The organism is Pseudomonas sp. PB103, assembly GCF_009764635.1.
In the GTDB taxonomy this organism is placed as follows: domain Bacteria; phylum Pseudomonadota; class Gammaproteobacteria; order Pseudomonadales; family Pseudomonadaceae; genus Aquipseudomonas.
On record NZ_RWIL01000089.1, the window covers coordinates 16,127 to 30,186 of the forward strand.

Consider the following 14,060-nt stretch of genomic DNA (forward strand, 5'->3'; position numbering starts at 1 on the left):
GCGCGCCCAAGGGCGCCTCCGACAACGCAACGTCTGGCTAGCCAGGCATTGCGGGAGGCGCCCTCTGGGCGCGCGCGTTTTTCCGGTTCCGACAAATTCAACAAGCGAGGAGGATCGCCATGGGCGTGACCAATCGGTTGGCCTGTTACTCCGACCCCGCCGACCACTATTCCCACCGAGTGCGCATCGTGCTTGCAGAGAAGGGTGTCAGCGCCGAAATCATTTATGTGGAGGCTGGTCGTCAGCCGCCTAAACTGATTGAGGTGAACCCTTACGGAAGTCTGCCCACGCTGGTCGATCGTGACCTGGCGTTGTGGGAGTCGACCGTGGTGATGGAATATCTGGATGAGCGTTACCCGCACCCGCCCTTGATGCCGGTTTATCCGGTGGCGCGTGCCAACAGCCGTTTGCTGATTCACCGTATTCAGCGCGACTGGTGTGGGCTGGTGGATCTGATTCTGGATCCGAAAAGCAAGGAGGCTGCGCGGGTCGTGGCGCGTAAGGAATTGCGCGAAAGCCTGACTGGCGTGTCGCCGCTGTTTGCCGACAAGCCGTTTTTCCTCAGTGAGGAACAAAGTCTGGTGGATTGCTGCCTATTGCCAATACTCTGGCGTTTGCCGATTCTGGGTATTGAACTGCCGCGGCCAGCCAAGCCGCTGCTTGATTATATGGAGCGCTCGTTTGCGCGTGAGGCATTCCAGGCGAGTCTGTCTGGTGTCGAACGCGATATGCGCTAAGGCTTAAGGAGCCGCTATGAACTCCAGTCGACCTTATCTGGTCCGCGCGCTCTACGAGTGGATTGTTGATAACGATTGCACCCCGCACATGCTGGTCAATTCCGAATACCCGGCGGTGCAAGTGCCGCAGGGTTTTGCCAGTGACGGGCAGATTGTCCTGAACATCTCGCCAAGTGCCGTACGGCACTTGCACATGGACAACGACGTGGTGACCTTTGAAGGTCGCTTCGGTGGTGTTCCACACAGCTTGTACGTGCCGATCAGTGCGATTCTGGGTATCTACGCCCGGGAGAATGGTCAGGGCATGGTGTTTGATCTCGAGTCGCCGATGGATGACGAGGAAGAGATCGAGTCGGATGACGACTTGCCGCCACCGGACAGCGAGCCACCGCGCCCTAGCGGCCGGCCAAGCTTGAAAGTGGTGAAATAAAAAAAGGCGATCCGGATGGATCGCCTTTTTCATGCGCGTCTCAAAACTGCATGCGCATCTTAAAACTCCACATACATCTCAAAACTGTAGGAGCTGCCGAAGGCTCGGGCCGCGATCGGACGATCTTTTGATCCTGATCTTTTAAAGCAAGATCAAAAGATCGCAGCCTTCGGCAGCTCCTACGCAGAGATGTGTATCAGTCGATGTATTCGAAGAGTTTGACGATTTTCTGTACGCCGGAAACTCCTTGCACCAGGTTGGTCGCCTGGGTGGCTTCCTGTTTGGTCAGCAGGCCCAGCAGATAGACGATACCGTTCTCGGTCACTACCTTGATGCGCGAGCCGGGAATGCTGGCGTCAGTGAGCATCTGCGTCTTGATCTTGGAGGTCAGCCAGGTGTCATTCTGGCGAGCCAGGAAACCGGACGGCGGAATGACCTGCAGTTCGTTGTGCACGGTTTTTACCCGCTGAACGGCAGCTGCCGCCTGCTCAGCCTTGGCTTTCAGGTCTGCGCGCGGCGTTTGACCGGCCAGTAGCACGACGCCGTTGAAGCTGGTGACGACGATGTGCGAATCGTTGTCCAGAGCCGGGTCGGCCTTCGCCACGTTCACACCCACTTTGGTTTCGATCAGCGAGTCGTCGATCTTGCTGCCGAAGGTGCGCGTGCCACGGTCGTCGTCGATCGGTGCTTCACGGCTGGCGTTCACCACCGAGGTGCAGCCGCTGATGCCGAGGCACAGGGTCAAGGCCAGAAGGCCAAGGCGATTAGGGGTCATTCTTCACTCCCGAACAGTTGGCTGTCGATCAGATCGCAGAGGCAATGGATCGCCAGCAAGTGGACTTCTTGAATACGTGCAGTGACATTGGCCGGTACGCGAATCTCGACGTCCTCGGGCAACAGCAGCGACGCCATGCCGCCGCCATCGCGTCCGGTCATAGCTACGACAATCATTTCGCGATCATGTGCGGCCTGGATCGCTTGAATAATGTTCGCCGAGTTGCCGCTGGTCGAAATCGCCAGCAGGACATCGCCTGGCTGACCGAGTGCGCGGATCTGCTTGGAGAACACTTCGTTGTAGCTGTAGTCGTTGGCGATCGAGGTGATCGTCGACGTGTCGGTGGTCAGGGCGATGGCCGGCAGGCTCGGGCGCTCGCGCTCGAAGCGGTTGAGCAGCTCCGAAGAGAAGTGCTGGGCGTCACCGGCCGAGCCACCGTTGCCGCACGAAAGCATTTTGCCTTCGTTGAGCAGGGCGTTGACCATGATCTGGCTGGCTTGCTCGATGTGCGGTGCAAGTACGTCCATCGCCTGTTGCTTGGTGTCGATACTGGCCTGGAAAAGCTGGCGAATTCGGGATTGCATGTCCATCTGTGTGACCTTAAGTAGCGCGGCTGTTCGGCACATGAATGTGCAGCCCGCAAAGCAAAGAGCAAAATTTGTCGGTGGGATTGTCCGGGTCGCAACGCCGACGATCAACTGTCGAAAGCATTCTGCAACCAGTTCAGCTGATCCGGATGGCTGTCGATGGCCACCACGTCGAAGCGGCAGGGGGAGTTGGCCCAACGCGACTCGCGCTGAAGAAAATACTGTGCGGCGAAAATCAGTTTCTGCTGCTTGCGCTCATCGATGCTAGCGAGCGCGCCACCCCATTGGGTGTTTTTTCTGTAACGAACTTCAACGAATACTACTGTATCGCCATCAAGCATGACCAGATCAAGCTCGCCACGTTTGCAAAACCAGTTCTGCGCCAACAGGCGCAGACCTTGTTGTTGCAGATGCTCGAGCGCCCGGCGCTCGGCATCTTTACCGCTTTGCGAGCGTGACCTGTCAGGCATCAGCGCTGGGTGTCCGGCAGGCGTTGAACCTGGCCGCTGACGAACTGCGCCCAAGGCAACTGCCGCACAACACGCTGGGTCGGGGTCATGCCGAGGCTGCCCGACTCACCGTCGATGCGGCTGTCCGGCAGGGCCTTGAGCTGGCCCAGGCGTGGCGCCAGACGATAGGCATCAACGCCCATCGCGTACAGGCGGCCGAGGCTGCCCGCTGCTTGCGGCCATTGTGCAACCACTTGCTGGCGCAGTGGATCGCTGTTGTCCAGCAACCATGGGGTTTCGCAGAAGCGAATGCCGTTCATGTCGTTGTACTGATTCACGTCGCCGCTGGCGCTGTAAACGTGCGAGGTCGCGTAAACCGGAACATCACCGGCGTACTGGAAGTTCAGGGTCGGCTTGATCTGCTGCGCTTGTTGCGGCGTTGCGGCAAGGAAGATGAATTCGATGTCCTGACGACGCGAAGGCTGTGCTGCTACGTTGGTACCGGCAGCATTTTGCAGGCTTTTGGCGCGGGCTTCGCTCTGACGCAACTGGAACATCTCGGCGATCTGCTGAGCCAGTTGCACCGGCTGATCAACGCGCTCAATGGCAATGATGCTGCCGCCGTTAGCCTGCCAGTCCTGGCTGAAAGCACGCAGTACGCGGTCGCCCCATTCGCCTTTCGGCACCATGATGGCGGCGCGATGCAGACCGTCGGCACGGGCGCGGCGCGAGACTTCGCGAGCTTCGTCTTCAGCGGCCAGACCAAACTGGAACAGTTGCGCCGGGCCTTGATCGCCTTCGCTGTAGTTCAGCGCGAGTGTGGTGATCGGCAGTTGTGGGCGAGTGCTCAATTGTTTGACCAGTGGTTTTTCCAGCGGGCCGACGACCAGTTGCACGCCGTCAGCCTGAGCCTTGCGGTAGAACTCATCTATCGAGGTCAGCTTGGAGCTGTCGTAGAAGACGATGGCGGGTGGCTTCTGCCCGGCCTGTTGCGCCTGGTAGTGCGCCGCCATGAAACCTTCACGCAGTGCTTTGCCGACCGCTGCCAACTGGCCGTCTTGCGGCAGCAGCAGGGCGATTTTGCTCAGTGGCTGGCTGGCCAGTTCCTTGAGTTTGGTCAGTGGCAGCGGCAGATTGATCGCGGCCGGGTGTTTTGGATTCTGTGCGCGCCAGGTGTCGATCGCGGCTTGCTGCTGTTCCAGCGTGCCGGCGGATTTCACGGCCAGTGCCAGACCCATCCAGCCGCCGAGATCGTCGGTGGTGTTAGGTTGCAACTGGTCGGTCGGCAGCGAGCCAATCAGTGTCCAGATGGCTTCGTGGTTCTTGCTCGCGGCTTCGCCTTGCAGCATCGGTGCGATGAACACGCGTTCGCGCGCGGCGGCGAGGGTCTGACCGTCGGCTTCAAGGGCGCGGGCGTGAACGGTGCCGGTGCGCACTTGTTGCTCTTCAGGCATTTCACCCAAGTGCTGCAGGCTTGGATGGCTCAGGGCAGTCAGCGCAGCTTTCGGCTGATTGCGCGTCATCGCCAGTTCAGCATTCAAGGTGCTGGCAAAAATCTGCTGGCCGGGCTTGAGTTGCTCCATCGGCACTTGTTGCAGGATTTGCGCGGACTGTCCGGCATTACCTTGGCGATAAGCCAGGTCCGCCGCGCTCAGGCGCAGCAGGGCAGCTTTTTCCGGGGTTTTCGCCTGGGTAGCCTGTTCGAGCAGTTGCTCGATGCTGGCATCCGGAGTCCGTGGAAGTTCGCCAAGGCTGGAGGAAGGGGAGCTGGCACAAGCCGCCAACAAGGCAGCGAGGCAGAGGGCAGTGAACAGCCGCAGGCAAGCGATCATGTAAGTGTTCCTGATACTCGATCAAATTAGCGTCGAATTGTACCCAAGCACTGGCCGGGGCGCGATGTTAGTGGCGTGAAACGGGCAATTTAGCTGGAGTAAATGTTGCGACAGCACACAACTGCGGGCAAAACCGGGTTTGGCTCAGGCGTATCGCCCGTCGCGCGACGCGCTACAATGCCCGCTTTTACCGAACACGAGGTGTGCGCTTTGACTGCTCCAGGTCCTTTGAATTCCGCTGCTGGCTCGCTTTATGTGGTGGCGACGCCCATCGGCAACCTGGACGACATCAGCGCCCGGGCACTGAAAATCCTGCGTGAAGTGGCGCTGATCGCTGCCGAAGACACCCGTCACTCGGCGCGCCTGATGCAGCACTTCGGTATTTCCACGCCGCTGGCCGCTTGTCACGAACACAATGAACGAGATGAAGGTAGCCGCTTTATTACCCGTCTGCTCGCGGGCGATAACGTCGCGCTGATTTCCGATGCCGGCACGCCGCTGATTTCCGATCCGGGTTATCACCTGGTCCGACAGGCGCGTGCTGCCGGGATCAATGTGGTGCCGGTGCCAGGTGCCTGTGCGCTGATTGCAGCGCTGTCGGCGGCGGGGCTGCCGTCCGACCGTTTTATCTTTGAAGGTTTCCTGCCGGCCAAATCGGTGGGGCGCAAGGCGCGCCTTGAGGCAGTTAAAGAAGAGCCGCGCACGTTGATTTTTTACGAGGCGCCGCACCGCATTCTTGAGTGTCTGCAGGATATGGAAGCGGTGTTTGGGGGTGAGCGTCAGGCCTTGCTCGCCCGTGAAATCACCAAGACCTTCGAGACGTTGAAAGGCTTGCCGCTGGCCGAGTTGCGCGCATTTGTTGAATCCGACAGTAATCAGCAGCGTGGCGAGTGCGTCGTGCTGGTCGCGGGCTGGACCGCGCCGGAGTCTGAAGACGCCGTCAGCAGCGAGGCGATGCGCATCCTCAATCTGTTGCTCGAAGAGATGCCGCTCAAGCGTGCCGCGGCCTTGGCTGCGCAGATCACTGGCGAGCGCAAAAACGTGCTGTATCAGGTCGCGCTGGATAAACAGAAGGGCGAGTAACCCGTCGATCGGACAGGTTTTGCGGCTATTAGCGCTTGTTCTTCGGGCGCTCTGCCGTTAACCTTCGCGGCGGAGAGTCGATCGGACAGTCGCTGCCCTCTATGAAAATTAGGGGGGGGAGGAAAGTCCGGGCTCCATAGGGCGAAGTGCCAGGTAATGCCTGGGAGGCGTGAGCCTACGGAAAGTGCCACAGAAAATAACCGCCTAAGCGCTTCGGCGCCGGTAAGGGTGAAAAGGTGCGGTAAGAGCGCACCGCACGTCTGGCAACAGTTCGTGGCTAGGTAAACCCCACTTGGAGCAAGACCAAATAGGGTCCCAAGGCGTGGCCCGCGCTGGGACCGGGTAGGTTGCTAAAGATGTCCAGTGATGGCCATCGTAGACGAATGACTGTTCAAGACAGAACCCGGCTTACAGATCGACTCTCCACCTTTTTCTTTCCCTGCTTGAATCATTGGCAACAGGGCTGTGTAATATCAGCAGGCCTGTTCTGAAAGTTCGGCAGCGGCACGCGCAGTAATAGCCATTTCCCACCTCGCTTCAATCAACAGCAGAAGCGCTTTTGTAATACCGAAAAAATCTTACTCTTAACAAATTACTTTAACTTTCGAGCGCAGCTATCAGTGCTGCATCAAGTTATAGGTCCAAAGTCAGCGCCAGATTGTCGTTACTCCTTCTTTTATGCTCCTAAATCTCCGTTCTGTAAGGGTTTTCCTTTAATCCGCGCCTTGACGGTGTGGTGGGCGCATTCCTATAGTGTGCGCAAGTGGCGGAAAGTGGCATGAAGTGGGTTTTTTGAGCTCAAAACGATAAAAATTGGAGAAACGCAGACGTGTTTCGCGGAGCTAACGCTATCAGTCTCGATGCAAAGGGCCGTCTCGCCATGCCGAGCCGGTACCGTGACGAGCTCGATTCGCGTAGTTCTGGCCAGTTGATCGTCACCATTGATGCCGTTGATCCGTGCCTGTGTGTCTATCCGCTCGACGAGTGGGAAATTATTGAAACCAAGTTGCGCGCACTCCCTTCGCTTCGCGAAGAGAACCGTCGCTTGCAGCGTTTATTGATCGGCAACGCCGTCGACCTCGAGCTCGATGGCAGTGGCCGTTTTCTGGTTCCACCGCGTTTGCGCGAGTACGCCAAGCTGGATAAGCGCGCGATGCTGGTGGGCCAACTGAACAAGTTCCAATTGTGGGACGAGGATGCATGGAACGCGGTATCTGCCGCCGACCTTGCTGCCATTCAACAACCGGGCGCGATGCCTGATGAACTGCGTGATTTGATCCTGTGACTATTGATAGCGGCTTTAACCACATCACCGTACTGCTTGACGAAGCTGTCGAGGCTCTCGCCGTACGTCCTGATGGCTGCTATCTGGACGGCACGTTCGGACGCGGCGGCCACAGCCGACTGATCCTCAGCCAGCTCGGCACCGACGGTCGGCTCATCGGGTTCGACAAAGATCCACAAGCGATTGCCACCGGGCAAACGCTAGCGGCCGAAGACGGCCGCTTTGTCGTTGTGCAGCGCAGCTTTGCCGAACTCGGTTCGGTGGTTGCCGAGCAAGGTCTGAGCGGCAAGGTCAGCGGTATTTTGCTCGACCTCGGCGTGTCTTCGCCGCAGCTCGACGACGCCGAGCGCGGTTTCAGTTTTCTCAATGACGGCCCGCTGGACATGCGCATGGACCCGTCCCGGGGCATCAGCGCTGCAGAATTCGTCAACACCGCGCCGGCTGAGGAAATCGCCCGGGTGTTCAAGGAATACGGCGAAGAACGTTTCTCCGGTCGTATGGCTCGCGCCGTCGCCGAGCGTCGCGACATCAAGCCGTTCGAGCGCACTGCCGACCTGGCTGAAGTGTTGAAAGTCGCCAACCCGGCGTGGGAAAAGGGCAAGAACCCGGCCACCCGTGCATTCCAGGGTTTGCGTATTCACGTCAACAACGAACTGGGCGATCTGGAAGCCGGCCTCGAAGCGGCGCTGGACGCCTTGGAAATTGGCGGTCGCTTGGTCGTGATCAGCTTCCACTCGCTGGAAGACCGCATCGTCAAACTGTTCATGCGCAAGCTGGTGAAAGGCGAAGCCGACAACCTGCCGCGCAACCTGCCGGTTCGCCACGTCGCGTTCGAACCGAAAATCAAAGTCCATGGCAAAGCGCAGACGGCCTCCGACGCCGAACTCAAAGCCAACCCACGTTCCCGTAGCGCTGTCATGCGCGTCGCGGAGAAGCTGCGGTGAGCAAGCTTTTCGCCAAGCCACTGCCCGGCGGCAGCTTTCTGATGCTGCTGCTGTTTATCGGCGTGCTCGTGTCGGCCATCGCCGTGTCGTACAGCGCGCACTGGAACCGGCAGTTGCTCAACACCCTTTACAACGAACTCAGCGTGCGCGACAAGGCGCAGGCCGAGTGGGGCCGTCTGATTCTTGAGCAGAGCACCTGGACCGCGCACAGCCGCATCGAAGTGCTGGCCACCGAACAACTGAAAATGCACATCCCCGGCGCGGCTGACGTGAAGATGGTGGCGCCATGATGAAACTCGAAGGCGCGCTGTTCCCATGGCGTTTCCGCCTGATGGTCGCGCTGCTCGGTGTGATGGTCGCGGCGATCTGCTGGCGCATCATCGACCTGCAAGTGGTTGACCGTGACTTCCTCAAAGGTCAGGGCGACGCGCGCAGTCTGCGTCACATTCCGATTCCGGCTCACCGGGGTCTGATCACCGACCGTAACGGCGAGCCTTTGGCCGTGAGTACTCCGGTGACCACGCTGTGGGCCAACGCCAAGGAAATGCAGACGGCCAAAGAGAAGTGGCCGGCACTCGCCGCCGCGCTGGGCCAGGACCCGAAAGCCCTGACCGAACGCCTCGAAGCCCAGGCCAACAAAGAATTCATCTACCTGGTGCGCGGGCTGACCCCCGAGCAGGGTCAGGCTGTGCTCGATCTGAAAGTGCCGGGCGTCTACGGCATCGAAGAATTCCGCCGGTTCTATCCGGCCGGTGAAGTCACCGCGCACATGGTCGGGTTTACCGACATCGATGACCACGGTCGCGAAGGTGTCGAACTGGCTTATGACGAATGGCTCGCCGGGGTGCCGGGCAAACGACAGGTCATCAAGGATCGGCGCGGACGGCTGATCAAGGATGTCCAGGTCACCAAAAACGCCAAGGCCGGCAAGCCCTTGGCGTTGTCCATTGACCTGCGTCTGCAATATCTGGCCAACCGCGAACTGCGTAACGCGATCATCGAGAACGGCGCCAAGGCCGGCAGTCTGGTGATCATGGACGTCAAGACCGGTGAGATTCTGGCCATGGTCAACCAGCCGACCTACAACCCGAACAACCGTCGCAACCTGCAACCGGCGATGATGCGTAACCGCGCGATGATCGACGTGTTCGAACCGGGTTCGACCATGAAAGCCATCTCGATGGCTGCCGCAATCGAAACCGGCCGCTGGAAACCGAGCGACACCGTCGAGGTGTATCCGGGCTCCCTGCAGATCGGCAAATACACGATCAAGGACGTTTCCAAAAGCGAAGGTCCGGTACTCGATCTGACCGGCATTCTGATCAATTCCAGTAACGTCGGCATGAGTAAGGTCGCGTTCGATATCGGCGGCGAAACGATTTTCCGCCTCGCGCAGAAAGTCGGCCTCGGCCAGGACACCGGCCTTGGATTCCCGGGCGAACGTGTCGGCAACCTGCCGAACTACCGTGATTGGCGCAAGGCTGAAACTGCAACGCTGTCGTACGGCTACGGTATTTCGGTGACCGCGATTCAGCTCGTTCACGCGTTCTCGGCGCTGGCTAACAACGGTCGTCTCGCGCCGCTGACCCTGATCAAAACCGACAAGCCACCGCAGACCACCCAAGTGCTGCCGGAAGCCGTGGCGAAAACCATGCAAGGCATGCTCACCCAAGTGATCGAGGCGCCGCGCGGTGTATTCCGTGCGCAGGTGCCGGCGTATCACGTGGCGGGCAAGTCGGGTACTGCACGTAAAACGTCGGTCGGCACCAAGGGCTACGCCGAGAACTCGTACCGCTCGCTGTTCGCCGGCTTCGGCCCGATGAGCGATCCGCGTTACGCCATTGTTGTGGTGATCGACGAACCGTCCAAGGCCGGCTACTTCGGTGGTCTGGTATCGGCGCCAGTGTTCAGCCGTGTGATGTCCGGCACCCTGCGTCTGATGAACGTGACCCCGGACAATCTGCCGGCGACACAACAGGCCAACGCCACCCCGGTCATACCGCTGAAAGCCAATGGAGGGCGCGGCTGATGTCATTAAGTCTGAACAAGATATTCCCCCACGCCGGCCACGATCTGTTGATCCGTGAATTGGCGCTGGACAGCCGTAACGTACGCGCTGGCGATCTGTTCCTCGCCGTGCCGGGCGGCAAATTTGATGGCCGTGCGCACATCGCTGATGCACTGCAACGCGGTGCTGCCGCTGTAGCTTATGAAGTCGAAGGCGCCACTGTGCTGCCGATCACCGACGTGCCGCTGATCCCGGTCAAAGGCCTGGCTGCGCAGCTGTCGGACATCGCCGGGCGTTTTTATGGCGAGCCAAGTCATCACCTGAACCTCGTGGGTGTCACCGGCACCAACGGCAAGACCAGCGTGACCCAATTGGTTGCGCAGGCGCTGGATCTGCTCGGCCAGCATTGCGGCATCGTCGGCACCCTCGGTTCCGGCTTCTATGGCGCGCTGCAGAGCGGTCTGCACACCACGCCGAATCCGATCGCCGTGCAAGCGACCCTGGGCGACCTGAAAAAGGCCGGTGCCAAAGCCGTGGCCATGGAAGTGTCGTCCCATGGTCTGGATCAGGGCCGCGTTACTGCCTTGGCATTCGACGTGGCGGTGATGACCAACCTGTCCCGCGATCATCTGGATTATCACGGCACCATGGAGGCGTACGCCGAGGCCAAGGCCAAGCTGTTCGCCTGGAATGATCTGAAGTGCCGCGTGGTCAACCTCGACGACGATTTCGGCCGGCAACTGGCCGCTGAAAAACGTGAGTCGCGCTTGATTACCTACAGCATGCTCGACAGCAGCGCCTATCTGTATTGCCGCGAAGCACAGTTCGACGACCACGGCGTGCGCGCCACGCTGGTCACGCCGCAGGGCGAACATCATCTGCGCAGCACCTTGCTCGGTCGCTTCAACCTGAGCAACGTACTCGCTGCGGTCGGCGCCTTGCTCGGTCTGGATTACGCGCTCGACGAAATTCTCAAAGTGTTGCCGAAACTCGAAGGCCCGGCCGGACGCATGCAGCGTCTGGGCGGTGGTACGCAGCCGTTGGTGGTCGTCGATTACGCCCACACCCCGGATGCGCTGGAAAAAGTCCTGAGCGCATTGCGCCCGCACGTCAAAGGTCAACTGCTGTGCCTGTTCGGCTGCGGCGGCGACCGTGATCGCGGCAAGCGTCCGTTGATGGCCGAAGTGGTTGAGCGTCTGGCTGATCAAGTGTTGGTCACCGACGACAACCCGCGCACCGAAGATCCTGCGGTGATTTTCGATGACATCCGCGCCGGTTTCACGGCGGTGGATAAAGTCACCTTCGTCGCCGGCCGTGGTCAGGCGATTGCTCAACTGATCGCCGGCGCGTCCGCCGATGACGTGATTGTCCTGGCCGGTAAAGGTCACGAGGACTATCAGGAAATCAACGGCGAACGCCATGCCTTCTCTGATCTGGTCGAGGCCGATCACGCCCTGACCGCTTGGGAGGTGGCCCATGCTTAAGGCCCTCAAACTCAGCGAGCTGACCAATGCGCTCGATGCGCGTTTGATCGCTGCTGATGCCAGTTTCGACGGCGTCAGCATCGACAGTCGTGCGATCCAGCCAGGCCAACTGTTTATTGCGTTGACCGGCCCGCGCTTCGACGGTCATGACTATTTGAACGACGTCGCCGCCAAAGGCGCGGTGGCTGCGTTGGTCGAGCGCGAAGTCGCCGACAGCACGCTGCCGCAACTGCTGGTCAAAGACACCCGTCAGGCTCTCGGCCAGTTGGGCGCGCTGAACCGCGCTGCTTTCACTCAGCCAGTCGCCGCGATCACCGGTTCCAGCGGCAAGACCACCGTCAAGGAGATGCTCGCGAGCATCCTGCGCACGCGCGGCCCGGTGCTGGCGACCCGTGGCAATCTGAACAATGACCTCGGCGCACCGCTGACCCTGCTCGAACTGGCCCCGGAACATACCTCGGCGGTCATCGAACTGGGCGCCTCGCGTCTGGGTGAAATCGCTTACACCGTCGGCCTGACCAAGCCGCACGTAGCGATCCTGAACAATGCCGGCACCGCGCACGTCGGTGAGTTTGGCGGGCCGGAAAAAATCGTCGAAGCCAAAGGCGAAATCATCGACGGTCTGGCGGCTGATGGCATCGCCGTGCTCAACCTCGATGACAAGGCCTTCGGCATCTGGAAGACCCGAGCCGGCGCGCGCAAAGTGCTGACTTTCGCCCTGAGCAACACTCAGGCGGATTTTTACGCCAGCGACCTGACCACTGATGCCCGTGGTTGCCCGGCCTTCAATCTGCACACACCTGAAGGTGTCGAGCGCGTTCAGTTGAACCTGCTCGGCGTCCACAACGTCGCCAATTCCATGGCCGCCGCCGCTGCCGCTCACGCCTTGGGCGTGTCGCTGTTCGGCATTGCCACCGGGCTTGGCGCCGTGCAACCGGTCAAGGGTCGCACCGTCGCGCAACTGGCGAAAAACGGTATGCGCGTGATCGATGACACTTACAACGCAAACCCCACCTCAATGTGCGCGGCCGTTGATATACTCGCCGGCTTTTCCGGCCGCACCGTCCTGGTGCTCGGAGATATCGGCGAGTTGGGCGATTGGGCGGAGCAGGGGCACCGCGACGTGGGCGAGTACGCCCGGGGCAAGGTTTCCGTGCTTTACGCTGTCGGGCCAAACATGGTTCACGCCGTGAACGCATTCGGTGAACAGGCGCATCACTTCGGCACGCAAGCCGAGCTGATCCAGGCCCTCGACGCCGAGCAGGACACAAACACCACTATTTTGATCAAGGGTTCGCGCAGTGCAGCGATGGAAAACATCGTTGCGGCTCTGTGCGGGTCCAGTCTGGAGAAACATTAATGCTGCTGCTGCTAGCGGAGTATCTGCAACAGTTCTACAAAGGCTTCGCGGTCTTTCAGTACCTGACCCTGCGCGGGATCCTCGGTGTGCTGACCGCGCTGGTTTTGTCGCTGTGCTATGGCCCGTGGATGATCCGCACCCTGCAGAACCGTCAGATCGGTCAATCCGTGCGTAACGACGGCCCGCAATCGCACCTGTCCAAGTCGGGTACACCGACCATGGGCGGCGCACTGATTCTGTCTTCGATCGGCGTCAGCACCTTGCTCTGGGCTGACCTGAGCAACCGCTACGTCTGGACTGTGTTGCTGGTGACCCTGCTGTTCGGCGCCATCGGCTGGGTCGACGATTACCGTAAAGTCATCGAGAAGAACTCACGTGGCCTGCCGAGCCGCTGGAAGTATTTCTGGCAGTCGGTGTTCGGCCTCGGCGCAGCGATCTTCCTTTATATGACCGCATCCACCCCGGTGGAAACCACGCTGATCCTGCCGATGCTCAAGGACTACAGCATTCCGCTGGGCCTCGGTTTCATCGTGCTGACCTACTTCGTGATCGTCGGTTCGAGCAACGCGGTCAACCTGACTGACGGCCTCGACGGTCTGGCAATCATGCCGACCGTGATGGTTGGCGGCGGTCTGGGGATTTTCTGCTACCTGTCGGGTAACGTGAAATTCGCTGAATACCTGCTGATCCCTTATGTACCGGGCGCGGGCGAGCTGATCGTGTTCTGCGGTGCGCTGATCGGTGCCGGTCTGGGCTTCCTCTGGTTCAACACCTACCCGGCGCAAGTGTTCATGGGCGACGTCGGTGCCCTGGCACTCGGCGCGGCACTGGGCACGATCGCGGTGATTGTCCGTCAGGAAATCGTCCTGTTCATCATGGGCGGTGTGTTCGTGATGGAAACCCTGTCAGTCGTCATTCAGGTTGCGTCCTTTAAGCTGACCGGTCGCCGTGTGTTCCGCATGGCACCGATCCACCACCATTTTGAACTCAAGGGCTGGCCCGAGCCGCGCGTGATCGTCCGTTTCTGGATCATCACCGTGATTCTCGTATTGGTCGGCCTTGCCACCCTGAAGCTGAGGTAGAACG

The 14,060-nt window shown here is 60.0% G+C and carries 14 protein-coding genes and 1 other RNA gene; 11 read left to right on the forward strand and 4 right to left on the reverse strand.

Translation table 11 applies throughout. From position 1 onward, the window contains the following. Window positions 1-119 precede the first annotated feature (119 nt). Complete coding sequence (locus tag EJA70_RS15945) at window positions 120-737, forward strand: glutathione S-transferase N-terminal domain-containing protein (protein WP_007917025.1); 618 nt, start codon at window positions 120-122, stop codon at window positions 735-737. 16 nt (window positions 738-753) lie between these two features. Beyond that, window positions 754-1,167: a ClpXP protease specificity-enhancing factor gene (locus tag EJA70_RS15950; RefSeq protein ID WP_007917024.1), complete on the forward strand. Its 414-nt coding sequence runs from the start codon at window positions 754-756 to the stop codon at window positions 1,165-1,167. Between the two features lie 196 nt (window positions 1,168-1,363). Here EJA70_RS15950 and EJA70_RS15955 read toward each other — a convergent pair whose 3' ends face one another. From EJA70_RS15955 to EJA70_RS15970, 4 genes are all read right to left on the reverse strand, one after another. After that, complete coding sequence (locus EJA70_RS15955; protein WP_007917023.1) at window positions 1,364-1,942, reverse strand: BON domain-containing protein; 579 nt, start codon at window positions 1,940-1,942, stop codon at window positions 1,364-1,366. Continuing rightward, on the reverse strand, window positions 1,939-2,532 hold the full coding sequence (locus tag EJA70_RS15960; protein WP_007917022.1) for a phosphoheptose isomerase: 594 nt from the start codon (window positions 2,530-2,532) through the stop codon (window positions 1,939-1,941). Before EJA70_RS15960 ends, EJA70_RS15955 begins: the two co-directional genes overlap by 4 nt. A 104-nt stretch (window positions 2,533-2,636) precedes the next feature. Continuing rightward, window positions 2,637-2,999 carry a YraN family protein gene (locus EJA70_RS15965; protein WP_158831928.1) on the reverse strand — a complete coding sequence of 121 codons (363 nt, stop codon included), beginning with the start codon at window positions 2,997-2,999 and terminating at the stop codon, window positions 2,637-2,639. Further along, complete coding sequence (locus EJA70_RS15970) at window positions 2,999-4,810, reverse strand: penicillin-binding protein activator (RefSeq protein WP_158831930.1); 1,812 nt, start codon at window positions 4,808-4,810, stop codon at window positions 2,999-3,001. Before EJA70_RS15970 ends, EJA70_RS15965 begins: the two co-directional genes overlap by 1 nt. Window positions 4,811-4,987: 177 nt before the next feature. Between EJA70_RS15970 and rsmI the strand changes: the two genes are divergently transcribed. The 9 genes from rsmI (at window position 4,988) to mraY (ending at window position 14,056) form a co-directional block, all read left to right on the forward strand. Next, window positions 4,988-5,893, forward strand: coding sequence for a 16S rRNA (cytidine(1402)-2'-O)-methyltransferase (gene rsmI, locus EJA70_RS15975; RefSeq protein ID WP_158831932.1), 906 nt, complete (start codon window positions 4,988-4,990; stop codon window positions 5,891-5,893). Window positions 5,894-5,966: 73 nt separating this feature from the next. Next, an RNA gene (rnpB, locus tag EJA70_RS15980) (RNase P RNA component class A) lies at window positions 5,967-6,320 on the forward strand. 402 nt (window positions 6,321-6,722) lie between these two features. Beyond that, the gene (gene mraZ / locus EJA70_RS15985; protein WP_007917012.1) at window positions 6,723-7,178 is read left to right on the forward strand and encodes a division/cell wall cluster transcriptional repressor MraZ; all 456 of its coding nucleotides are present in this window, start codon (window positions 6,723-6,725) and stop codon (window positions 7,176-7,178) included. Continuing rightward, on the forward strand, window positions 7,175-8,122 hold the full coding sequence (gene rsmH / locus EJA70_RS15990) for a 16S rRNA (cytosine(1402)-N(4))-methyltransferase RsmH (protein ID WP_008082779.1): 948 nt from the start codon (window positions 7,175-7,177) through the stop codon (window positions 8,120-8,122). Before mraZ ends, rsmH begins: the two co-directional genes overlap by 4 nt. After that, entirely contained in the window at window positions 8,119-8,412 is a 294-nt protein-coding gene (ftsL, locus tag EJA70_RS15995) for a cell division protein FtsL (RefSeq protein ID WP_007917008.1), read from the forward strand. The genes rsmH and ftsL overlap by 4 nt, the downstream gene beginning before the upstream one ends. After that, window positions 8,412-10,151 (forward strand): penicillin-binding protein 2, encoded by a 1,740-nt coding sequence (locus EJA70_RS16000; protein ID WP_178116865.1) that lies wholly within the window; start codon window positions 8,412-8,414, stop codon window positions 10,149-10,151. The genes ftsL and EJA70_RS16000 overlap by 1 nt, the downstream gene beginning before the upstream one ends. Further along, window positions 10,151-11,614, forward strand: coding sequence for a UDP-N-acetylmuramoyl-L-alanyl-D-glutamate--2,6-diaminopimelate ligase (locus EJA70_RS16005; protein ID WP_158831936.1), 1,464 nt, complete (start codon window positions 10,151-10,153; stop codon window positions 11,612-11,614). Before EJA70_RS16000 ends, EJA70_RS16005 begins: the two co-directional genes overlap by 1 nt. Beyond that, entirely contained in the window at window positions 11,607-12,974 is a 1,368-nt protein-coding gene (gene murF, locus EJA70_RS16010) for a UDP-N-acetylmuramoyl-tripeptide--D-alanyl-D-alanine ligase (RefSeq protein WP_158831938.1), read from the forward strand. Before EJA70_RS16005 ends, murF begins: the two co-directional genes overlap by 8 nt. After that, on the forward strand, window positions 12,974-14,056 hold the full coding sequence (gene mraY / locus EJA70_RS16015) for a phospho-N-acetylmuramoyl-pentapeptide-transferase (protein ID WP_008082775.1): 1,083 nt from the start codon (window positions 12,974-12,976) through the stop codon (window positions 14,054-14,056). Before murF ends, mraY begins: the two co-directional genes overlap by 1 nt. The last annotated feature ends 4 nt before the right edge of the window (window positions 14,057-14,060 follow it).